19 protein-coding genes, 1 tRNA gene and 1 pseudogene are annotated in these 20,819 nt (G+C 38.9%); 10 read left to right on the top strand and 11 right to left on the bottom strand.

Going from position 1 to position 20,819, the window contains the following annotated elements; translation table 11 throughout:
* Positions 1 to 43: 43 nt before the first annotated feature.
* Positions 44 to 1,180, bottom strand: a complete 1,137-nt coding sequence (locus tag CFY87_RS00535; RefSeq protein ID WP_094945369.1) for an RNA-guided endonuclease InsQ/TnpB family protein — start codon at positions 1,178 to 1,180, stop codon at positions 44 to 46.
* A gap of 46 nt (positions 1,181 to 1,226) precedes the next feature.
* On the opposite strand from CFY87_RS00535, the gene tnpA reads away from it, so the two are divergent.
* The 3 genes from tnpA to ftnA (CFY87_RS00520) all read left to right on the top strand — a co-directional run bounded on the left by tnpA (position 1,227) and on the right by ftnA (CFY87_RS00520) (position 3,546).
* The gene (gene tnpA, locus CFY87_RS00530) at positions 1,227 to 1,643 is read left to right on the top strand and encodes an IS200/IS605 family transposase (RefSeq protein WP_094945368.1); all 417 of its coding nucleotides are present in this window, start codon (positions 1,227 to 1,229) and stop codon (positions 1,641 to 1,643) included.
* An 886-nt stretch (positions 1,644 to 2,529) separates the two neighbouring features.
* On the top strand, positions 2,530 to 3,015 hold the full coding sequence (gene ftnA / locus CFY87_RS00525) for a non-heme ferritin (protein WP_094945367.1): 486 nt from the start codon (positions 2,530 to 2,532) through the stop codon (positions 3,013 to 3,015).
* Between the two features lie 18 nt (positions 3,016 to 3,033).
* A complete protein-coding gene (gene ftnA / locus CFY87_RS00520; RefSeq protein WP_094945366.1) occupies positions 3,034 to 3,546 on the top strand; it encodes a non-heme ferritin in 513 nt (170 codons plus the stop codon).
* 70 nt (positions 3,547 to 3,616) lie between these two features.
* Here ftnA (CFY87_RS00520) and CFY87_RS11755 read toward each other — a convergent pair whose 3' ends face one another.
* Positions 3,617 to 3,769 (bottom strand): hypothetical protein, encoded by a 153-nt coding sequence (locus tag CFY87_RS11755; RefSeq protein ID WP_169711601.1) that lies wholly within the window; start codon positions 3,767 to 3,769, stop codon positions 3,617 to 3,619.
* A gap of 116 nt (positions 3,770 to 3,885) precedes the next feature.
* On the opposite strand from CFY87_RS11755, the gene CFY87_RS00515 reads away from it, so the two are divergent.
* The gene (locus CFY87_RS00515; protein ID WP_094945365.1) at positions 3,886 to 4,647 is read left to right on the top strand and encodes an FNR family transcription factor; all 762 of its coding nucleotides are present in this window, start codon (positions 3,886 to 3,888) and stop codon (positions 4,645 to 4,647) included.
* Between the two features lie 177 nt (positions 4,648 to 4,824).
* Positions 4,825 to 5,748, top strand: a complete 924-nt coding sequence (gene uspE, locus CFY87_RS00510) for a universal stress protein UspE (protein ID WP_094945364.1) — start codon at positions 4,825 to 4,827, stop codon at positions 5,746 to 5,748.
* A 48-nt stretch (positions 5,749 to 5,796) separates the two neighbouring features.
* Here uspE and CFY87_RS00505 read toward each other — a convergent pair whose 3' ends face one another.
* Both CFY87_RS00505 and CFY87_RS00500 read right to left on the bottom strand, forming a co-directional pair.
* Entirely contained in the window at positions 5,797 to 6,261 is a 465-nt protein-coding gene (locus tag CFY87_RS00505; protein ID WP_094945363.1) for a hypothetical protein, read from the bottom strand.
* 134 nt (positions 6,262 to 6,395) lie between these two features.
* On the bottom strand, positions 6,396 to 7,007 hold the full coding sequence (locus CFY87_RS00500; RefSeq protein ID WP_094945362.1) for a riboflavin synthase subunit alpha: 612 nt from the start codon (positions 7,005 to 7,007) through the stop codon (positions 6,396 to 6,398).
* A gap of 100 nt (positions 7,008 to 7,107) precedes the next feature.
* Between CFY87_RS00500 and CFY87_RS00495 the strand changes: the two genes are divergently transcribed.
* Both CFY87_RS00495 and CFY87_RS00490 read left to right on the top strand, forming a co-directional pair.
* On the top strand, positions 7,108 to 8,502 hold the full coding sequence (locus tag CFY87_RS00495) for an MATE family efflux transporter (protein WP_094945361.1): 1,395 nt from the start codon (positions 7,108 to 7,110) through the stop codon (positions 8,500 to 8,502).
* Positions 8,499 to 9,549 (top strand): annotated as a pseudogene (locus tag CFY87_RS00490) (Gfo/Idh/MocA family oxidoreductase). Before CFY87_RS00495 ends, CFY87_RS00490 begins: the two are co-directional and overlap by 4 nt.
* Before the next feature lie 78 nt (positions 9,550 to 9,627).
* Here CFY87_RS00490 and pyk read toward each other — a convergent pair.
* The gene (gene pyk / locus CFY87_RS00485; protein ID WP_094945360.1) at positions 9,628 to 11,067 is read right to left on the bottom strand and encodes a pyruvate kinase; all 1,440 of its coding nucleotides are present in this window, start codon (positions 11,065 to 11,067) and stop codon (positions 9,628 to 9,630) included.
* A gap of 276 nt (positions 11,068 to 11,343) precedes the next feature.
* Between pyk and CFY87_RS00480 the strand changes: the two genes are divergently transcribed.
* Positions 11,344 to 11,420 (top strand) — tRNA-Val (locus CFY87_RS00480).
* Positions 11,421 to 11,546: 126 nt separating this feature from the next.
* Positions 11,547 to 12,449 carry a tRNA 2-thiocytidine(32) synthetase TtcA gene (ttcA, locus tag CFY87_RS00475; protein WP_094945359.1) on the top strand — a complete coding sequence of 301 codons (903 nt, stop codon included), beginning with the start codon at positions 11,547 to 11,549 and terminating at the stop codon, positions 12,447 to 12,449.
* Between the two features lie 54 nt (positions 12,450 to 12,503).
* Here ttcA and CFY87_RS00470 read toward each other — a convergent pair whose 3' ends face one another.
* From CFY87_RS00470 to CFY87_RS11615, 5 genes are all read right to left on the bottom strand, one after another.
* Positions 12,504 to 12,983, bottom strand: a complete 480-nt coding sequence (locus CFY87_RS00470) for a C40 family peptidase (RefSeq protein ID WP_094945358.1) — start codon at positions 12,981 to 12,983, stop codon at positions 12,504 to 12,506.
* A gap of 62 nt (positions 12,984 to 13,045) precedes the next feature.
* Positions 13,046 to 13,342 (bottom strand): integration host factor subunit alpha, encoded by a 297-nt coding sequence (locus tag CFY87_RS00465; protein ID WP_094945357.1) that lies wholly within the window; start codon positions 13,340 to 13,342, stop codon positions 13,046 to 13,048.
* 3 nt (positions 13,343 to 13,345) lie between these two features.
* Complete coding sequence (gene pheT, locus CFY87_RS00460; RefSeq protein WP_094945356.1) at positions 13,346 to 15,733, bottom strand: phenylalanine--tRNA ligase subunit beta; 2,388 nt, start codon at positions 15,731 to 15,733, stop codon at positions 13,346 to 13,348.
* A gap of 76 nt (positions 15,734 to 15,809) precedes the next feature.
* On the bottom strand, positions 15,810 to 16,799 hold the full coding sequence (gene pheS, locus CFY87_RS00455; RefSeq protein WP_094945355.1) for a phenylalanine--tRNA ligase subunit alpha: 990 nt from the start codon (positions 16,797 to 16,799) through the stop codon (positions 15,810 to 15,812).
* A 110-nt stretch (positions 16,800 to 16,909) separates the two neighbouring features.
* Positions 16,910 to 17,065 (bottom strand): hypothetical protein, encoded by a 156-nt coding sequence (locus tag CFY87_RS11615; protein WP_158216593.1) that lies wholly within the window; start codon positions 17,063 to 17,065, stop codon positions 16,910 to 16,912.
* Positions 17,066 to 17,159: 94 nt separating this feature from the next.
* Here CFY87_RS11615 and cls point away from each other — a divergent pair, with 94 nt between their 5' ends.
* Complete coding sequence (cls, locus tag CFY87_RS00445; RefSeq protein ID WP_419670232.1) at positions 17,160 to 18,665, top strand: cardiolipin synthase; 1,506 nt, start codon at positions 17,160 to 17,162, stop codon at positions 18,663 to 18,665.
* Positions 18,666 to 18,755: 90 nt separating this feature from the next.
* Here cls and thrS read toward each other — a convergent pair whose 3' ends face one another.
* A complete protein-coding gene (thrS, locus tag CFY87_RS00440; RefSeq protein ID WP_094945353.1) occupies positions 18,756 to 20,690 on the bottom strand; it encodes a threonine--tRNA ligase in 1,935 nt (644 codons plus the stop codon).
* Between the last annotated feature and the right edge of the window lie 129 nt (positions 20,691 to 20,819).

The raw sequence follows: 20,819 nt of genomic DNA, 5'->3' as shown, positions 1-20,819 counted from the left end.
TTCACTTCATAGACGCTTCGGGTATGTCCTACCCTGATATTTATTATGCTTGGACTATTGCTTGCCCACGTGTAAGAACATTCATTGCTCCCACTACATCGGCATTTTCCGTATAGCCACATTCTACGCATTCAAAATTTTCCTGTGTTTGGCGATTTTCTTTTGCTGTATGGTTGCAACAAGGGCAAGTACGACTGGTATTTTGTGGAGGAACTGCTAGCAAAAATCCGCCTAACCATTGCGTTTTGTAGTCCAGTTGTCGTCTAAATTCAAACCAAGACTGGTCTAATATCACTCGGTTTAAGCCTGATTTCTGTTTCACATTTTTGCCGTGTACTTCCGCTGTGCCTTTGGCTGATTTGGACATATTCGCCACTTGCAAATCTTCAACATAGATCATCGCGTGGTTTTTGCTGATTTGCGTTGAGATTTTATGCAGGAAATCTTTTCGGCAGTTGGCGATTTTGTGATGTAACTTGCCGATTTTATCTTTCAGTTTTTGCCAGTTTTTACTGAACTTCACTTTATTTTTTAGCTGTTTTTGCAGTTTTGCCAATTTTCCTTTGTGGGTTTTAAACGCATTTAACGGCTCAAAAAATTCGCCATTGGAAAGGGTTGCAAAACGAGCAATGCCCATATCAATGCCGATTTCTCCGCCTTTATGCGTGGGAATTTCCTGTTCAAATTCCGTTTGAATGCTCACAAAAAAGCATCTGCATTTCATTGAAACGGTGACATTTTTTACTTCCCCAACAATTTCACGACTGTTGCGATAACGTACCCAACCGATTTTCGGCAGATACAAGCGGTCGTTTTTCTGCTCGATTTTGCAACCTTGCGGAAAACGGAAACTCTCTTTTATACCTTTTTTCTTGAATTTGGGCAAATCCGCACGCTTTTGAAAGAAGTTTTTAAACGCACTTTCAAGGTCTTTTAACGACTGTTGAAGCACTTGTGAATGGCAATCTTTAAGCCATACCAATTCTTTTTTCCATTGCGGAAGCAAGTTGGCGAGCTTGGTATAACTGAATTTGTGATGGTTATCTTGTTCGTACTGCTCATTTTGCCACGCCAATGCCTTGTTAAACACAAAGCGAGAACAGCCGCAAAACTGCTTCATTTTGCGAACTTGTTCCCCATTTGGTCTGATTTCAAATTTAAAGGCTTTACGTAGTAACATTGCACGAATTAGAATACAAAAATTGTGCTTATTCTACACTTGGCCTATGAAAAAAGAAACAGAGATTAGACGTGGTCGCCACGTTGTTTTTAACTTACACGTTCATTTAGTTTTCGTGACTAAATATCGCAGGGAAGTTTTTACTCAAGCAATTTTGAACGACTTACGCTCAATTTTTGCAACGATTTGTGCTGATTTTGAAGCCACATTAGTGGAATTTGATGGTGAAGATGATCACGTTCATCTACTTGTGGAATATCCGCCTAAAGTCGCTATTTCTCATCTTGTAAACAGTTTAAAAGGCGTTTCGAGCCGAATGATTAGAAAGAAAAACTATCCGAGCATCCGCAAAAAATTATGGAGAAATCAACTTTGGTCACCGTCTTACTTTGCTGGTAGTTGTGGTGGTGCACCAATATCGATTATTCGCCAATATATCGAGCAACAACAAACACCTGATTAGTTAGAAATTTGAAACGGCTTTGCCGTTTATACCTTATATCCACGCCCTAAAGGACGTGGTTTTACGGCACGATTAGATAAATCGCATTAACCATTTAATAAAACTCAATAATAACACGTTACCATGCTTAAAGATGTCTTGATTGTCTTGCAAGACTGATAAAAGCGACCTGTGTATAACTTTGTGATTTATTTAACCCGTAGTATTCCCTAACCCGACAACTAATTTCGCATAATGTATATTATGTTAAATAACAAAAAATAAGTTGTCACAAGGTAAATGGCAAAAATAGTCAATATTACTCTATTACTCGATTTGATATGAAAAAACAAAAAATACTTTAGGCTGATTTACAAAGTGACGAGAATTAAGATTGTGTTAGGTAATAAGCACGAAAAATAAATAATAAAAAGTGCGGTGAATTTTTATGAAGTTCCTTATTTAAGTAACGCACCGTGAAAAATCCGGCAAAAATTCAACTGATGTATGATTAGGGTTTCTGATGCAAAACAAGCCATTTGTAAAGTAAGTTCATTATACAATTAAATAATTGATAAATAGGCTAAATTTAAAATACTTTTGCTATTTTGATATAATTAAGCAATTTAAGCGCGTTAATTTGGTTTCCTCTCGGGTAGGTAGTAACTGTCAAAAGGTATAACGTATTGATTTCAATAAACATGAATGCCCGAAATTAAAACAATTTTCAGTCATTTTTATTCGAAAAATTTATGATTTCATCTTTCCTTAACAAGAATAATTATTATTAAAATTGCTTTTAAATTAATAAGTTAAGATAAATTTTACTTGCATAGAATAAAAAAGTCGTTAAACTACCCTTTGGGATTTATGATATTAGAACTATTTAAACGGAAAGGAGTAAGTTATGCTAAATGAAGCGATTATGAAAAAGCTAAACGAACAGATTAATTTGGAATTTTATTCTTCCAATGTGTATTTACAAATGAGCGCTTGGTGTGCCAATAAAGGATTTGAAGGTGCAGCTGCTTTTCTCTTACGTCATGCAGATGAAGAGATGGCACATATGCAAAAATTATTCGCTTATATTAACGAAACTGGCGGTATGCCATTACTCGGTAAAATTGAAGCACCTAAACATAACTATGCTTCATTAAAAGAAGTGTTTGAAATCACATTAGAACATGAAAAATATGTTACCTCAAAAATCAATGAGTTGGTTGAGGTTACATTTGCTCACAAAGATCACTCTACTTGTAACTTCTTACAATGGTATGTTGCCGAACAACATGAAGAAGAAAAATTGTTTAATAGTATTTTGGATAAATTCAATTTATTGGGTGCAGAAGGCAGTGGGCTTTATTTTATCGATCGCGATTTAGCGACATTATAGTGGATGAGGAGAATTAAAATGTTATCACAAAATGTTATTAAACTTTTAAACGATCAAATGAATCTAGAATTTTACTCTTCCAACCTTTACCTACAAATGAGCGCTTGGTGTGAGCAAAATGGTTTTAAAGGAGCTGCAAGATTCTTGGCGGAACATGCTGCAGAAGAAATGCAACATATGCGTAAATTGTTCACCTATTTAAATGAAACCGGTGCTTTGGCGGTAATCAGTGAGATTGAGGCGCCTCCTCATGAGTTTTCATCTTTAAAACAAGTGATTGAATTAACTTATGAACATGAAAAATTGATCACAAGCAAAATCAATGAATTAGTTGGCAAAACCTTTGAAGAAAAAGACTATTCTGCCTTTAACTTCTTGCAATGGTATGTCGCTGAACAGCATGAAGAAGAAAAATTATTTAGCGGTATTATTGATAAACTTAACTTACTTGGTGATGATGGTAAAGGCTTATTCTTAGTAGATAAAGATTTAGGCGAGCTTGCCAATGTAAATACAGATACCGCACAATAGTCTCAATAACAAAACTGCATAAGAGTGATTTTATGCAGTTTTATTTATGTGACAACGTCACTAAAATCTGCTATTTTTCAGAAACTTCCGTATTTTCGACCGCGCTTTGGCTATCTGTGGATACATTATGTTGATAAGTTTTATAGAAAAATGCACTTATGAGAATGATGAGCATCAGCAGAATTTGAAGTACGCGTTTTGGGGTTAATTTTTCTGTTGCCATGTTGTTCCTTTTGCAAATTAAATCTTCTTAAATTTTAGATTTAATGATATGATTTATTGAGATAGATCAATTTTACCTGATTGTTTTCCGATTTTACCATGTTATTTGAGGATAGGATGAATATTTTAACGTGTGAAACTCGTGTTGGTCGCCGAGTACAGTCCGGAGGTTGCGCAATTCACTGCCAAGATTGTAGTATTAGTCAGCTTTGTATTCCATTTACATTGAACGAACATGAATTAGATCAACTCGATAATATTATTGAACGTAAAAAACCTATTCAAAAATCCCAAGTCTTATTTAAAGCCGGTGATACCTTAAATTCAATTTATGCTATTCGTTCCGGTACGATAAAATCCTATACCATTAGTGAAACCGGTGAAGAACAAATTACCTCTTTTCATTTACCCGGTGATTTGGTAGGGTTTGATGCTATTATGAATATGCAACATCCAAGTTTTGCCCAAGCTTTAGAAACTGCTATGGTATGTGAAATTCCTTTCGATATTTTAGATGATCTGTCCGGCAAAATGCCTAAATTACGCCAGCAAATTATGCGTTTAATGAGTAATGAAATTAAAACGGATCAGGAAATGATTTTGTTGTTATCCAAAATGAATGCCGAAGAGCGTTTAGCGGCATTTATCCAAAATCTGTCCCGTCGCTACTCTGCTCGCGGATTTTCCGCCAGAGAATTCCGTCTCACGATGACCCGTAGTGATATCGGTAATTATTTAGGCTTAACCGTTGAAACCATCAGTCGTTTATTAGGTCGTTTCCAAAAAATCGGACTTTTATCCGTACAAGGAAAATATATTACTATCAACGATATGCAAGGTTTATCTGATATTGCCGGCACCGCTAAAAATAGGGATTAAACCAGTTGGATAATCCTTTTTTAGGTGGCTTTTTCACTGAAAAATTATGGATTTTACCCTCCCCTTCTTTGTGTGATGTTATCTTCTTTTCCTAATCTGTAGGAAAATTCTTGTTATTTTTGTCAATCTTCACTATGCTATTAACGCAATAACAACCGTTAAATTAAGGAGATTGTTATGAAGTTTACCAACATACTCGTGGTGCTCAATCCTGAGAATGAAAAACAATATGCACTGGCTCGTGCAGTCCGTTTGGTTAAAGAGCAAAAAAGCGATATTAATGTGAAAATTACTACTTTTATGTCAGTGTATGATTTGTCTTATGAAATGTCGGCAATTTTGTCCTCTGAAGAAAGGGGAAATATGCATCAAGGGGTAATTGAACAACGTCAAAAGGCAATTCAACCTTATTTGACAAAATATTACGATCCGAGTATTGAATTTGATTCAATTGTCGTTTGGAACAGCAATGAAGCGGAAGCTATTGCCGCTGAAGTCGAAAAAACACATTATGATTTGGTGGTCAAATATACCCAAGCGGAAGAAAGTCTTGCTGCATTATTGTTTACACCGATGGATTGGCAATTATTACGCAAATGTCCGGTACCGATTATGATCGTAAAAGATTCCGATTGGAAACATCAACGCCGTATTCTGGTAGCAGTAAATGTGTCAGATGAGGAAGAGCATCATGACAGTTTTAATCAAGAATTAGTGTCGCTCGGTATTGATTTAGCAGATAGTTTGGAACGTGGCAATGTACATTTAGTCACCGCCTACCCGCCAACACCAATTAATATGGCAATTGATTTGCCGGAATTTAATACGACTGAATACAACAATAGCATACGCGGACAACATTTATTGAACATGAAAGCATTACGCCAAAAATTCAGTATTGATGAAGATCATACACATGTGAGAGAAGGTTTTCCGGAAGATGTCATCCCTCAAGTTGCCGATGAATTGGGGGCGGAGTTGGTGGTTTTAGGTACGATTGGACGTACCGGCTTATCTGCCGCGTTCCTTGGTAATACCGCGGAACATGTCATCAGCAAATTAAATTGCAATTTATTGGCAATTAAACCCGGCAATAAATAAAAATCACAGATAAAAACCGGAAATCAATTCCGTTTTTTTCATGTTTTGTTACTTAATCAACGTAAATGTTCTCGTTGGGAATGAGACATCATTGACGGTCACATCCAATTTATATTCCCCTAAAGGATCCTTTTTATCAAATTTCCAACAACGACGAATAAATTCATTATTAATTGCCGGTGTTGCCACGTGTTTAATCGTATAGACTTTGCCACTTTTATCGGTATTTATCACAGAATTATTATCACCGTTCACCGTAAAACGCTCCGGACCGGTTATCACTTCAACCACATTATTTTGAGCTAAAAGTGGTACACCCACCACTTCCCAACATAAAGCTAATTTTGCATTACTTACAGAATAGGTCGTCGTATTGAGCGATTTTAATACACGCCCTCCTGTGTCAACCGTACTTAAATAAAGTGTTGGCATAGATGGCGCCACTGGCATGACGGTTTCAGCCATAGCATTCGTGGCTAACAATGTCATAATCAAAGAAAGATATTTTTTCATATAAACTTGTTCCTAATTGTTATCGCCTCAATAGAGAGGCAAATTATAATGAATTCACTGCATAAATGCAAAAAACTTCTGTATAAAACGCAACGAAGTGCGGTCAATATCTACATAATTTTTAACCGCACTTTTTATTTTCTAACCGCCATATAACGATCAACTGTATCTACAATCGCTTGGGTTTGCGGATCAATTTCAATATTCACCCAATCCCCTATTTCACGTTTTCCTATCAAAGTCCGATGTAGTGTTTCCGGGATTAAGTTTACGCAAAATGCTTGTGTATCCACCTCACCAATCGTCAAACTAATACCGTCAATAGCAATGAACCCTTTTGTTAAAATATATTTCATTACGTCGGTGTTTGGTAATTCAAACCAAAGCTGTAAATTATTTGCCGAGGGAATACGTCTTGTTACTTTTGCAGTACAATACACATGACCAGATAAAATATGCCCACCGATTTCATCCCCCATTCTCATCGCACGTTCAATATTAACAAAATCCCCTACTTTCAATTGCCCTAAATTGGTAATTTTTAATGTTTCTTGCATCAAATCAAAACTTACTAAATCCTGATTAATATTCGTAACGGTTAAACAAACACCGTTATTGGCGACAGATGCACCAATTTTCAAATCAATTAACAATTCTTGTGGCATTTTGACAATCTGTGTTCTAAAATTGTCCTTTCCATCAATAGAATGAATTTGAGCTGTTCCTTGAACAATTCCTGTAAACATAATGTATTCTCTTTATATATTGAGTGGCGGTAAAGTTTCAATATTACCGCACAACTAATGAAAAGAAAAACGAAATCAGTATAACAAATTCGGATCTTTTATGAAATTAACACTTATCAAAGAATATCATGCGGAAATAAAAAAATTAATTACTATTGCAATTCCTATTTTATTGGCGCAAATTGCTCAAACCTCAATGGGATTGGTTGATACAATCATGTCAGGGCGAGTCAGCGCAACAGATATGGCAGCAATTTCTGTCGGCGCGTCTATTTGGTTACCCTTGGTATTATTCGGTCAAGGGCTTTTATTAGCACTTCCACCGTCGATTTCTTATTTAAATGGTTCTGCCCAACGACATAAAATTGCTCATCAAATTCGTCAAGGAATATGGATTGTTGTGATGATCTGCATTCCGTTAGGATTACTTATTTATCATAGTGATAAAATACTTTCGTTAATGCAAATGGAAGACAAATTGGCAAATATTACCATCGGTTATTTGCATGCAATGTTATGGGGTTTACCCGGTTATTTGTTAATGATTAATTATCGTTGCTTAAATGATGGAATTGCAAAAACCAAGCCGGCAATGATTATCGCGTTCTTAGGCTTATTGTTAAATATTCCGCTCAATTACAGTTTTATTTACGGAAAATTCGGTCTACCGGCATTTGGCGCTGTGGGCTGCGGGATTGCCACTGCTATTGTCAACTGGGTAATGTGCTTTATGATGATCTTTTATTGTACTAAAGCTAAGAACCAACGGGATTTACATATTTTCACCCCTGTCATAGAAAAGCCGAACATGATCACATTAACTAAATTATTACGTTTAGGGTTACCTATTGCTATTGCACTATTTTGTGAAGTTGCTTTATTTGCATTGACAGCTATGTTACTTTCTCCATTGGGAACGGATGTCGTTGCCAGCCATCAGATTGCATTAAATACCAGTTCATTTATTTTTATGCTGCCAATGTCCTTAGGTATGGCAACTACCATTCTGGTAGGGCAAAGATTAGGAGAGGGATCTCCGTTTAATGCTAAACAGGTTTCTCGCGCCGCACTTGCTGTTGGTTTATCTATTGCAGCAATCACCACTTTCATCACAGTGACTTTTCGTCATCAGATCGCTTCTATTTTTGTTAATGATCAAACTGTGATTGCCATGGCGGGCAGCCTACTGTTAATCGCCGCACTTTATCAATTTTCTGATACGGTTCAAGTGGTTTCAGGTGGGGCGTTACGTGGCTATAAAGACACAAAAGCCATTCTCTATATTACGCTATTCTGTTATTGGGTTATCGGAATGCCGATTGGATATACACTATCCAGAACGGATCTTATTGTACCTCATTTAGGGGCTTCAGGATTTTGGATTGGCTTTGTAATCAGCCTTACTATTGCGGCAGTTTTATTGTTGCAACGCATGCGTAAAATTCAATCCCTGTCTGATCAACAATTATTGCTTAAACTGGAAAAATTAAAATGATTCATGAAAAAAGAGTAAATATTGGAATTGCCGGCTTTGGTATGTCGGCAAAAACCTTTCATCTACCATTTTTAACCCTCGATCCACGCTTTCAAGTTAAAAAAATCTTTGAACGCCAAAAAAGCAATCATGCCGAGCAGCAATTTCCCGAAACAACCTCCGTACATGAATTTGAGGCATTATTAACCGACGAAATTGATTTAGTCGTGATTACCACGCTAAATCAAACCCATTATGATTTTTGCAAGCGAGCTATTTTAGCCGGAAAAATGTGATTGTTGAAAAACCGTTAACGATTTATGCCCAAGAAGCATCTGAGCTTGCCTTATTAGCCAAAGAAAAAAATGTGATGTTATCCGTTTTTCAAAATCGACGTTGGGATAATGGCGCCTTAACAGTGAAATAATTGGTAAAAAATCAACCCCTCGGGATATTGTAGATTATGAAATTCGTTATGAACGTTTTAACCAAAGCTTAAATCGTAAACAATGGAAAGAGACCGGCGAATTCGGTACCGGATTGGTTTACGATTTGGGAGTGCATTTAATCTATCATGTTGTGGATTTATTCGGAATTCCGACCGCACTTTATGCGGATTTACGTTGCCAACATGAAGGTGGGAAAGCGGATGATAATTTTAGAATTACCTTCTATTATACCGATAAGAATGTTGTGATGTCTGCCACAAAATATGCGCGGGAATCTGCGCCGCACATTATTTTACAAGGCAAATTAGGTTCTTATATTAAACTCACTTTAGACAATCAAGAAAGTTTATTGCTTGCCGGCATCCGCCCTTGTGATAATTGGAATCAGGAACCGGAAAATCAATGGGGAACCTTACATACGGAAATCAACGGTGAAATCGTGCGCCACAAACTGGAAAGTGTACGCGGCAATTATCAAGCCTATTATGACAATATTTATCAGGTATTATGTGAAAACCAAGATTTAATCATCACACCGCAACAAGCCATTACTGTTCTCCAATTAATTGAGTTGGTTTATCAAAGTGCAAAGTGCGGTCAAAAAATGGCGATTACATGATAACAACACTTATGAACAATAAGCCATAAAAAAGCGAAAATGATTGCACTTCCGCTTTTATCTTTTTCCCGGATGAGATTAGTCAACCACTAAGGTACGGCAAGTATTCGTACCGCCTTGGATTAACTCGTCGCCTTGAGTTAATAACACTAAATCGCCGGAAACCAAAAAACCTTTGTCTTTTAACAGCTGAATAGCTAATTTAGCACCCTCAACCGTACGACTAGCTTCATCACAAAAGACCGGCGTTACACCACGATATAACGAACATAAATTTAAGGTTTCTTGTATACGCGATAACGCAAAAATCGGCAAGCCGGAACTGATACGAGACATTAACAACGGCGTACGTCCGCTATGTGTCATAGAAATAATTGCAGCAACTCCTTTCATATGGTTTGCGGCAAACATCGCAGACATTGCTACCGCTTCTTCAATATCATCAAATTCCACGTCCATACGGTGGCGAGAAACGTTAATGCTTGGCATTTTTTCTGCACCTAAACAAACTTTCGCCATTGCCGCAACGGTCTCAGCCGGATATTGTCCCGCTGCAGTTTCTGCAGAAAGCATTACCGCATCGGTACCGTCAAGCACCGCATTTGCCACATCCATGACTTCCGCACGAGTTGGCATTGGGTTGCTGATCATGGATTCCATCATTTGGGTTGCAGTAATGACTACGCGATTTAATTTACGTGAACGACGGATTAATTTTTTCTGTACACCGACTAACTCAGGATCACCAATTTCTACTCCTAAGTCACCGCGTGCTACCATAATCACATCAGAGGCTAAAATAATATCGTCCATTGCCGCATCATCAATTACGGTTTCCGCACGTTCTACTTTTGCAACAATTTTCGCGTTTAAACCCGCTTCTGTAGCTAATTTACGTGCATAATGTAAATCGGCACTCGATCGCGGGAAAGACACTGCCAAATAATCTACACCAATACGTGCTGCCGTGATAATATCCGCTTTATCTTTTTCAGTTAATGCATCTGCAGATAAACCGCCACCTAATTTGTTGATCCCTTTATTATTTGACAACGGACCGCCAACAGTGACTTCAGTGAAGACTTTCGTGCCTTCAGTAGACAACACTTTTAATTGTACGCGACCGTCATCTAATAATAAAATATCTCCCGGCACTACATCCTGCGGTAATGTTTTATAGTCTAAACCAACAGATTCTTGATTACCTTCACCTTTTGGCAATTCTGCATCTAAAACAAATTTATCACCAATATTTAAGAAAATTTTACCGTCTTTAAACGTAGATACACGAATTTTAGGGCCTTGCAAGTCTCCTAAAATAGCAACAGTTTTGCCTAATTTTTTCGCAATTTCTCGAACACGTTGCGCACGACCGATATGGTCTTCCGGTGTACCGTGAGAAAAATTCATACGTACAACGTTCGCACCGGCAGCAATAATTTTTTCTAAATTATTACCACGATCTGTAGATGGTCCCATTGTACATACAATTTTTGTTCTTCTTAGTCTTCTAGACATTCTTTACTCCGTCATTAATTACGATTTACTAAATTTTTATTTATAGATTACAGATACAAATGCTTTCATTTATCTATAGTCAAAAAACTGCGACGTATTATACGCTGAAAACAAAATCAGATCGAGATCACAAACTACAAAAATTTTAAAAAGGCTTGATAATCTGTTTTTTGTTTTACAGACAATAAAATTGGTTAATTTTTTCTCATTCAATCAGCAAAAACAAAAAATCTCTTGTATTGGCATAAAAATCCTTATATATTAACCGCCAATTGCGCGACTATAGCTCAGTTGGTTAGAGCACCACCTTGACATGGTGGGGGTCACTGGTTCGAGTCCAGCTAGTCGCACCATCTTATTTCGTATTGATCCCTTGTCTTATTAGGCAAGGGATTTTTACTTTAAACGCTAATTCAACCCTATTGATAATGCATTATGAGTGAACAAGCCCTAAATTCCGTTGAAAAAGAAAAAAACAGATCTACAACCTAAATAAGCTCCAAAAACGCTTACGTCGAAACGTCGGTAATGCCATTGCTGATTTTAATATGATTGAGGACGGGGATAAAGTGATGGTTTGTTTATCTGGCGGCAAAGACAGTTATACTTTATTGGATATTTTGCTGAATTTACGTCTTAATGCACCGGTGCATTTTGATATTGTGGCAGTTAATTTAGATCAAAAACAACCGGGCTTTCCGGAAGAAGTGTTACCTGAATATTTAGAAAAAATCGGGGTGGAATATAAAATCGTAGAAGAAAATACCTATGGTGTCGTAAAAGAAAAAATTCCGGAAGGGAAAACCACTTGTTCACTCTGCTCTCGTTTACGTCGCGGAATTTTATATCGTACAGCAAGTGAATTAGGTGCTACCAAAATCGCATTAGGTCATCATCGCGACGATATGTTAGAGACGTTATTTTTAAATATGTTTTATGGCGGAAAATTAAAAGCCATGCCGCCGAAATTAATGAGTGATGACGGTAAACATATCGTCATACGCCCACTGGCCCATTGCCGGGAAAAAGATATTGAAAAATATGCTGCTGCGAAACAATTTCCGATTATTCCGTGTAATCTTTGCGGTTCACAACCAAATTTACAGCGCCAAGTAGTCAAAGAAATGCTACAAAAATGGGATAGACAATATCCGGGGCGAATTGAAACCATGTTTAGTGCGATACAAAATATTGTTCCGTCGCATTTATGTGATAGTCATTTATTTGATTTTAAAGGCATTCAACATGGAAAAAGCCTGGAGGGTATTGAGGGTGATACTGCATTTGATAAGCCGGATTTACCTACGGTGGTATTTAGCGAAGATGATGAGATCTCGCCTTTTGCTGAAAACGAAATAATCCGATTTAAAGAAATTAATTAATCTCATATCAAAAAAGTGTGGTGAAAAATAACCGCACTTTTTTGTATATTGTTTTTATACTCGTCTTGTTTGCCAATAGGCTTTTTTCCAATAAGGATTATCCAGCGAAGAATAAATCACACCGCCTTTCGTCGAAGCGTGTAAAAATTGTCCGTCTTTGACATAAATCCCCACATGATAACCATTGGGTCCGAGCTCGGTTTTAAAAAAAACTAAATCTCCGGTTTGGATACTGTCTTTGCCGATTTTTTGCCCATAAATAGCTTGCTCAGTTGTCGTTCTGGGCAATTTAATCCCAAAACGATCTTTAAAGGTCAATTGCACAAACCCTGAGCAATCTACTCCATTCATACTCATCCCGCCAATACGATAAGGCGTTCCCGCCCATTCCCGCTGCTGTTCGCTCAATAAGGTAATCGCTATAATCGGATCATTTAACTGACCTTGATAATTGATACGGGAATATTGCGACGAAGAGCATGCCACCAAAGTCGCTATACTGCTTGCAATTAAAATGCTTCTAATCAATTTCATTGTTTTTTCCTTGAAATAAACAAAGCCATTTTGGTCAAAAATGGCTCTAGATTAAAAGAATATTAACTTTTAGGTCTGGATTTTTCTACACGGGTACGCAATTTTTGTCCCGGCTTAAATACGACAACCCGTCTTGCCGAAACTGGAACACTTTCTCCCGTTTTGGGATTTCGCCCGGGGCGCGAAGATTTATCGCGCAATTCAAAGTTACCAAACCCGGATAATTTCACATCTTGTCCATTTTCTAAGGCCAATCGAATTTCTTCAAAAAAACTTTCCACTAACTTCTTGGCATCATGTTTACTCAAATGATATTTTTCGATTAAGCTATCTGCGAGTTCAATTTTGGTCAATGTCATAATTTAATCTCTTAAGTAAGCATTAAAACGTTGTTCTAATTCGGATAATACAACGGAAATTACTGCATTAATATCTTTTTCTTCAAGCGTTTTTTCAGTATCTTGAATAGTTAAACTGAGCGCTAAACTTTTTTTACCTTCCGGCAAATTCGCACCTTGGTAAACATCAAATAAGGTGACATTGACCAATTGTTTGCCACCAACCTGACGACAAGCATTTAATACATCCCCGGCAGGAATGGTAACATCCAATACAATAGCAATGTCACGTTTATTTGACGGGAAGCGAGAAATTTCCTTAGCACTCGGTACATTACGTTCTTCAATTGCCGCCCATTCAATTTCAAATGCTACAGGTTTTCCGGACAATCCTAATTGTTGAACGACTTTGGGGTGAACCGTACCGATAAATCCAATTTCCTTATCATCCAAAATAATCGCAGCGGATTGTCCCGGATGCAACGCCGGATAGGATTTTGCAACAAAACGTAAACGATTTTCAACTTTTGTTAACGATAAAATACGCTCTAAATCACCTTTTAGATCAAAAAAGTCTACATTTTCGCCTTTATTTTCCCAATGTACCGGACGCTTATCGCCAACGATAACTGCACCGATCACATATTCTTGACGCACACCAAACTCAGCATTGGCATCCGGAATAAAACGCAAGCCGCTTTCAAATAAGCGCACACGATTTTGTTGACGATTTTGGTTATATGCTACGGTGGTTAATAATCCGGATAATAAAGAAACGCGCATCACCGACATTTCACGAGAAATTGGGTTTGGTAAAATCAAGGCGTCTTGTTGTGGATGCAATAGTTGTTGTACATCAGGATCAACAAAGCTGTAAGACACAATTTCTTGATAATCACTGTCCACAAATGCAGTTCTGACACGCAGCATGTCTAGAATATTTTCCGGCAAGGATTTCATTTTCAAATGCGCGAGTGGTGCATTATTTGGAATCGTGTTATAGCCATAGATACGCGCTACTTCTTCAATCAAATCTTCTTCAATTTCAATATCAAAACGCCAGCTGGTCGAAATCACATTCCAAACATCATTGCTGTAATGCACTTCAAATCCTAAGCGTCGTAGAATATCGGTTATCGTTTCAGTTTCAACATAATGCCCCAATAACGCATCTAATTTGTGACGACGTAACTTAACTTGTTTCACTTTCGGTAAGTTGTTAATACTCACTGCCTCACAAATCTCACCCGCTTCGCCGCCACAAATTTCTAATACCAATGCGGTAGCTCTTTCCATAGCTTTATATTGCAAATCAAAATCAACACCACGTTCAAAACGGTGCGAACTGTCGGTATGTAAACCATATTGTCTAGCACGACCCGTAATCGCCAATGGCGCAAAGAATGCCGCTTCCAAAATAATATCTTTGGTTTGCTCACTCACACCACTTGCCGCACCACCAAAAATCCCCGCTATGGCTAACGGACCATTTTTATCTGCAATCACTAAGGTATTCGCTTGTAATTTTGCTTCCGTACCGTCTAATAAAACTAAGGTTTCACCCTCATTTGCCATTCTCACTTGTACCGGCTGCGCCACTTTCGCCGCGTCAAAAGCGTGCATTGGCTGCCCTAATTCAAGCAAAATGTAGTTAGTAATATCCACAATCGGATCAATAGAACGAATATCGCAACGACGTAATTTCTCTTGCATCCACACCGGCGTTTTCGCCTTAACATTTACATTTTTCACTGAACGCAATAAATAACGCGGACAGGCTTCCGGGGCGCTCACATCAATCTCAATTTTTTCAGAGAATGACGGAATCACCGGAGCAAAGTGCGGTGAGTTTAACGTTATTTTATTGATCACGCTCAATTCACGTGCAATACCCGAGATACTCAAACAATCGGCACGATTTGGCGTTAAGCTAATTTCAATGCTTTTATCGGCTAATTTAAGATACTCACGTAAATCCGTACCGATTGGCGCATCCGGTGGCAATTCGATAATCCCGCCGTGGTCTTCGGAAATGCCTAATTCGCGGTAAGAACATAACATTCCCTCGGAAGGTTGACCACGTAATTTGGTTTTCTTGATTTTAAAATCACCCGGTAAAATTGCGCCCTCAGTCGCACAAGCCACTTTCAGCCCTTGACGACAATTCGGCGCGCCACAGACGATATCCAATAAACGCTCACCACCGACATCCACTTTGGTTACGCGCAATTTATCGGCATCAGGATGCTGAGCGCATTCCACGACTTCGCCCACAACAACGCCATTAAATTCACCGGCGACCGGCTCGACCGCATCCACTTCCAACCCCAACATCGTGATTTGATCACATAATTGTTCCGTACTAATAGCCGGATTGACCCATTCACGTACCCATAATTCACTAAATTTCATATATTTCTCTACTCTTAATTCGTTTGCTTAACAGGTTGACAACTGATTTTTGATGACTTTTTTATCGCTATTGCGATTATTTAAATTGTTTTAAAAAACGTAAGTCATTTTCAAAGAAAGAACGCAAATCAGTGACGTTGTAACGAAGCATGGTCAAGCGTTCGACCCCCATACCAACCGCAAAACCGGAATATTCTTCAGGATCAATTCCTACGTTACGCAATACATTTGGATGTACCATACCGCAGCCCAATACTTCCAACCATTTTCCATTTTTACGCATCACATCTACTTCTGCGGAAGGTTCCGTGAACGGGAAATAAGACGGACGAAAACGAACTTGTAAATCTTCCTCAAAGAAAGCACGCAAGAAGTCATGTAACAATCCTTTTAATTCGGTGAAGTTCGCGTGTTTATCCACATACAGTAATTCAATTTGATGGAACATTGGCGTATGAGTTTGGTCATAGTCATTACGATAAACACGACCCGGAGCAATAATCCGAATTGGCGGACGCATTTTTTCCATGGTACGAATTTGTACGCCGGAGGTTTGCGTTCTTAACAAACGCCGAGCATCAAACCAGAAAGTATCATGATCGGCACGCGCCGGATGGTGTGCCGGAATATTAAGTGCATCAAAGTTATAATAATCGCTTTCAATTTCCGGCCCCACTTCCACGGAAAACCCTAAATTTGAGAAAAATTGCACCACACGCCCAATAGTCACTGAAACCGGATGCAATCCACCTAACTCGGTTTTACGTCCCGGCAAACTAACGTCAATACTCTCTTTCGCCAATTGCGCATTTAACGCTTCTTGTTCCCACTGCGCTTTTTTCTCATTTAATACATCCAATACCGCTTGTTTAGCTTCATTGATTTTTGCACCGATCGCCGGACGTTCTTCCGCCGCCACATTACGTAACCCTTGCATTAATTGAGTAAAATGTCCTTTTTTACCGAAATATTCCACACGAATTGCATCCAACGCTTCAAGACTTTTATCATGCAGATCGTCAATTGCCTTTTTCGCCTGTTCCGTAATCTCTTTCAGGTTTTGCATACCTATCCCCTGTTCTTAAATAATTTCATTACTGCGTAAAAATATTTTAATCATAATACTAACTGTTTAAAAAATCACGTTTTTATTATAAGAATTTACGCAATATCGCATTAATCGAACAATTTTAACGACAAAATGACGGATTTGGTTGCTTTATTGTTTCCAATACGGAATTTCGTTGAAAAAATACACCGCACTTTGGCAAACATTTCACCTCGATTTCCGCCGGATGCACCGACCGCATCCGCGGCTTGTAATTGCTGCACCACGAGGCTGGTCAGTCCAATTGCCTATTCATCTTTATGTACACTAATATCGCAAGGTTTATCGATAATGATAAAATCGGCGTGTTTATATATAATGTCAACCAACATAATAAAAAGTGCGGTTAAATTTTTTATGATCTATCATCTTGAGCAAATTGTACCATATATCCTCCCCGTCTTAATGTGGATTTTAACCATCTCCATTACCTTGCGGATTGCGGTACGCCGACTATCTGTTTCGACCACCTTATCTTGGTTGATGATCATTTATTTAGTTCCGGTTGTCGGAATTCTTGCCTATTTGATTTTTGGCGAAGTCAAATTAGGTAGTCGCCGTGCCGCCTCCTTTCGCCGACTTCAGCCTAAATTTTCCCAATGGTTTAATGACTTTTCACGCTGCACCAACCTAATTCAATCGCAAAATGAACTGAAATATCGTGCATTATTTGAACTGACTCAAAAACAATTAAACATTCCCTGCGTTTTAGGTAATGAATTGCATATTCTTGATAATGCAGATGATAATATAATCAAAAATATCATCCAAGATATTCAAAATGCGCGCTACTCCATCAATATGGTATTTTATATTTGGTCTTCCGGCGGCTTAGTCGAACAGGTTCATGCCGCGTTGCTGGAGGCGAAACAACGCGGCGTCAACATCAAAATATTATTAGACAGTGTCGGCAGCCGACGTTTTTTAAAAAGCAAAGATTGTAAAAAACTAACTCAAGCCGGAATTGAAATTACCGAAACCCTACACGTCAATTTAGTTCGCCTATTTCTTAGCCGCATTGACTTGCGCCAGCATCGCAAAATTATTGTGATCGATAATCAAATTGCCTACACCGGCAGCATGAATATGGTCGATCCGAATATATTCAAACAAAGCAGTCAAGTCGGAAAATGGGTGGATATTATGGTACGTATTAACGGACCGGTTTCCCCGATTTTAAACAGTTTACACGCTTGGGATTGGGAAATTGAAACTAATCATAGTTTAGCGCTGGAATTGCCTACTTGCCCGCTATTACCGATTGAAAATAATAACTCCCATGCAGTACAAGTCATTGCCACCGGTCCCGGATTTCCGGATGATTTAATGGTGCAATCCTTACTGCTTGCCATTTTTTCCGCACAAGAAAATATCACCATCACCTCCCCCTATTTTGTCCCGAGCCACACTATCGCCGAAGCCTTACGCATTGCGGCATTACGCGGTGTTGAAGTCAATATTATTTTGCCGAAAAAAAATGATTCCTTAATGGTCGGCTGGGCAAGTCGCACCTTTTTTGAAGATTTATTAATGGCAGGGGTGAAAATTCACCAATTTTATGGCGGATTACTTCACACTAAAAGTATTTTAATTGACAACCACCTCTCCTTAGTCGGCACAGTCAATATGGATTTACGCAGTTTTTTACTCAATTTTGAAGTCACTATCGTCGTGGAAGATCGCGCCTTTGCCAACGAAGTCTCCTTGCTACAAGAAAATTACATCAATAATTCCGTCCCGTTGCACTGCCCCGACTGGAAAAACCGCCCCGTTTACCAACGGATTATCGAACGCTTATTTTTCCTGTTTAGCCCGTTGTTGTAATAATATCCAGCCATAAACAAAAGTGCGGTCAAAATTTTAAGATTTTAACCGCACTTTTATATTATCAATGAACTCGGCAAAACAGCGCAATTATGCTTCTTCGCCTAAGATTTTCAATTCGCGTCCGCGTACTTGTTTTTTCAGAATTTCAACAAATTCTTCTACGCTGAAAGCACCAAGATCGGCACCTTTACGAGTACGCACCGCGACTTTGCCTTCGGCGATTTCTTTGTCACCGCAAACCAGCATATAAGGCACGCGACGTAAGGTGTGTTCGCGGATTTTGAAACCGATTTTTTCGTTGCGCAAATCGGATTTCACTCGTAATCCGGCATTGGACAAGGCTTTCACTACGCTTTGAACATATTCCGCTTGGCTGTCAGTAATATTCATCACCACGGCTTGCACCGGTGCTAACCATGCTGGGAAGAAACCGGCGTATTCTTCGGTGATAATCCCGATAAAACGCTCGATTGACCCTAAAATTGCACGATGGATCATCACCGGTATGCGACGACCGTTATCTTCAGCGACATAGGAGGCATCCAAACGTTTCGGCAACGCAAAGTCTAATTGTACGGTACCGCATTGCCATTCGCGATCAAGACAGTCTCGTAAGGCAAATTCAATTTTCGGGCCGTAGAATGCGCCCTCGCCTTCTTGAATTTCATATTCCAACCCGTTGTTGCGTAACGCATTGGCAAGACCTTCTTCAGCGCGATCCCACATCGCGTCGTCGCCGATACGGTTTTCCGGACGAGTGGACAGTTTGACCGCAATATTTTCAAAACCGAAAGTGCTGTAGATATCGTAAACCATTTTAATACAGCTGGTGACTTCGCTTTCAATTTGTTCTTCGGTACAGAAAATATGGGCGTCATCCTGGGTAAAGCCGCGCACGCGCATTAAACCGTGTAATGAACCGGAAGGTTCGTTACGATGACAGGAGCCAAATTCCGCCATACGAATTGGTAAATCGCGGTATGATTTTAAGCCTTGATTGAAAATCTGAACGTGTCCCGGACAGTTCATCGGTTTAATAGCATATTCGCGGTTTTCCGATTGCGTGGTGAACATCAAATCGCCATAATTCTGCCAGTGACCGGTACGTTCCCAAAGCACGCGATCCATCATAAACGGACCTTTCACTTCTTGATAATCATATTCTTTTAATTTGGTACGCACAAAAGTTTCAAGCTCGCGGAAAATAGTCCAACCGTCGTTATGCCAGAACACCATACCCGGTGCTTCTTCTTGCATATGATATAAATCCAACGCTTTGCCGATTTTGCGGTGGTCACGTTTTGCCGCTTCTTCTAAACGGTGCAAATAATCGGCAAGTTGTTTTTTATCCGCCCATGCTGTTCCATAAATTCGTTGTAGCATTTTATTTTTGCTGTCGCCACGCCAGTACGCACCTGCCACTTTTTGTAGTTTAAAATGATGACAAAAACGCATATTCGGCACGTGCGGACCGCGACACATATCAATATATTCTTGGTGATGATACAATGCCGGACGGGCGTCTTTGCTGATATTTTCGTCTAAAATCACCATTTTATACGGTTCGCCACGTTTTTCAAACGTATCGCGTGCTTCTTGCCAGCTGACCGGTTTTTTGACTACGTCATAATTGGTTTTCGCCAATTCCAACATGCGTTTTTCTAATTTATCCAAGTCTTCTTGCGTCAAAGAGCGGTCTAAATCCACGTCATAATAAAAACCGTTGTCGATAGTCGGTCCGATTGCCATTTTCACATCCGGGAAAAGTTGTTTAATGGCGTGACCCAATAAATGGGCGCAAGAATGGCGGATAATTTCCAAACCGTCTTCATCTTTTGCGGTAATAATTTCCAGACTAGCATCTTCTTCGATCAAATCACAGGCGTCGCGACGTTCACCGTCCACCCGTCCCGCAATAGTTGCTTTTGCAAGACCTGCACCAATATTTTGTGCAACTTCCAATACGGAAACCGGATGATCAAATTGACGTTGTGAACCGTCGGGTAAAGTAATAATAGGCATGTTAGATCCTTACTACAGTGGTAACCCATACGAAAGGTTACTTGTTTCATGAGTTAAAAATAAAAAGGGATTTTCAATCCTTTGTGTAAAACCTCTACAGAAAAAACCGCTACAAGTAATGCTACAGGA

Source organism: Actinobacillus seminis (assembly GCF_002263215.1).
GTDB lineage: Bacteria > Pseudomonadota > Gammaproteobacteria > Enterobacterales > Pasteurellaceae > Actinobacillus_B > Actinobacillus_B seminis.
The sequence above is the reverse complement of the archived record's forward strand: the minus strand, read 5'-3'. Positions and strand labels throughout refer to the sequence as shown.

What these genes read in the sequence shown, in the direction of transcription:
- pyk (WP_094945360.1), bottom strand. Translation starts at nt 11,067, where the DNA reads ATGTCTAGAAGACTAAGAAGAACAAAAATTGTATGTACAATGGGACCA.
- CFY87_RS00515 (WP_094945365.1), top strand. Translation starts at nt 3,886, where the DNA reads ATGAATATTTTAACGTGTGAAACTCGTGTTGGTCGCCGAGTACAGTCC.
- uspE (WP_094945364.1), top strand. Translation starts at nt 4,825, where the DNA reads ATGAAGTTTACCAACATACTCGTGGTGCTCAATCCTGAGAATGAAAAA.
- pheS (WP_094945355.1), bottom strand. Translation starts at nt 16,799, where the DNA reads ATGCAAAACCTGAAAGAGATTACGGAACAGGCGAAAAAGGCAATTGAC.
- tnpA (WP_094945368.1), top strand. Translation starts at nt 1,227, where the DNA reads ATGAAAAAAGAAACAGAGATTAGACGTGGTCGCCACGTTGTTTTTAAC.
- ftnA (WP_094945367.1), top strand. Translation starts at nt 2,530, where the DNA reads ATGCTAAATGAAGCGATTATGAAAAAGCTAAACGAACAGATTAATTTG.
- CFY87_RS00470 (WP_094945358.1), bottom strand. Translation starts at nt 12,983, where the DNA reads ATGAAATTGATTAGAAGCATTTTAATTGCAAGCAGTATAGCGACTTTG.
- CFY87_RS00500 (WP_094945362.1), bottom strand. Translation starts at nt 7,007, where the DNA reads ATGTTTACAGGAATTGTTCAAGGAACAGCTCAAATTCATTCTATTGAT.
- ftnA (WP_094945366.1), top strand. Translation starts at nt 3,034, where the DNA reads ATGTTATCACAAAATGTTATTAAACTTTTAAACGATCAAATGAATCTA.
- CFY87_RS00505 (WP_094945363.1), bottom strand. Translation starts at nt 6,261, where the DNA reads ATGAAAAAATATCTTTCTTTGATTATGACATTGTTAGCCACGAATGCT.
- cls (WP_419670232.1), top strand. Translation starts at nt 17,160, where the DNA reads ATGTCAACCAACATAATAAAAAGTGCGGTTAAATTTTTTATGATCTAT.
- CFY87_RS00495 (WP_094945361.1), top strand. Translation starts at nt 7,108, where the DNA reads ATGAAATTAACACTTATCAAAGAATATCATGCGGAAATAAAAAAATTA.
- pheT (WP_094945356.1), bottom strand. Translation starts at nt 15,733, where the DNA reads ATGAAATTTAGTGAATTATGGGTACGTGAATGGGTCAATCCGGCTATT.
- CFY87_RS00465 (WP_094945357.1), bottom strand. Translation starts at nt 13,342, where the DNA reads ATGACATTGACCAAAATTGAACTCGCAGATAGCTTAATCGAAAAATAT.
- thrS (WP_094945353.1), bottom strand. Translation starts at nt 20,690, where the DNA reads ATGCCTATTATTACTTTACCCGACGGTTCACAACGTCAATTTGATCAT.
- CFY87_RS00535 (WP_094945369.1), bottom strand. Translation starts at nt 1,180, where the DNA reads ATGTTACTACGTAAAGCCTTTAAATTTGAAATCAGACCAAATGGGGAA.
- CFY87_RS11755 (WP_169711601.1), bottom strand. Translation starts at nt 3,769, where the DNA reads ATGGCAACAGAAAAATTAACCCCAAAACGCGTACTTCAAATTCTGCTG.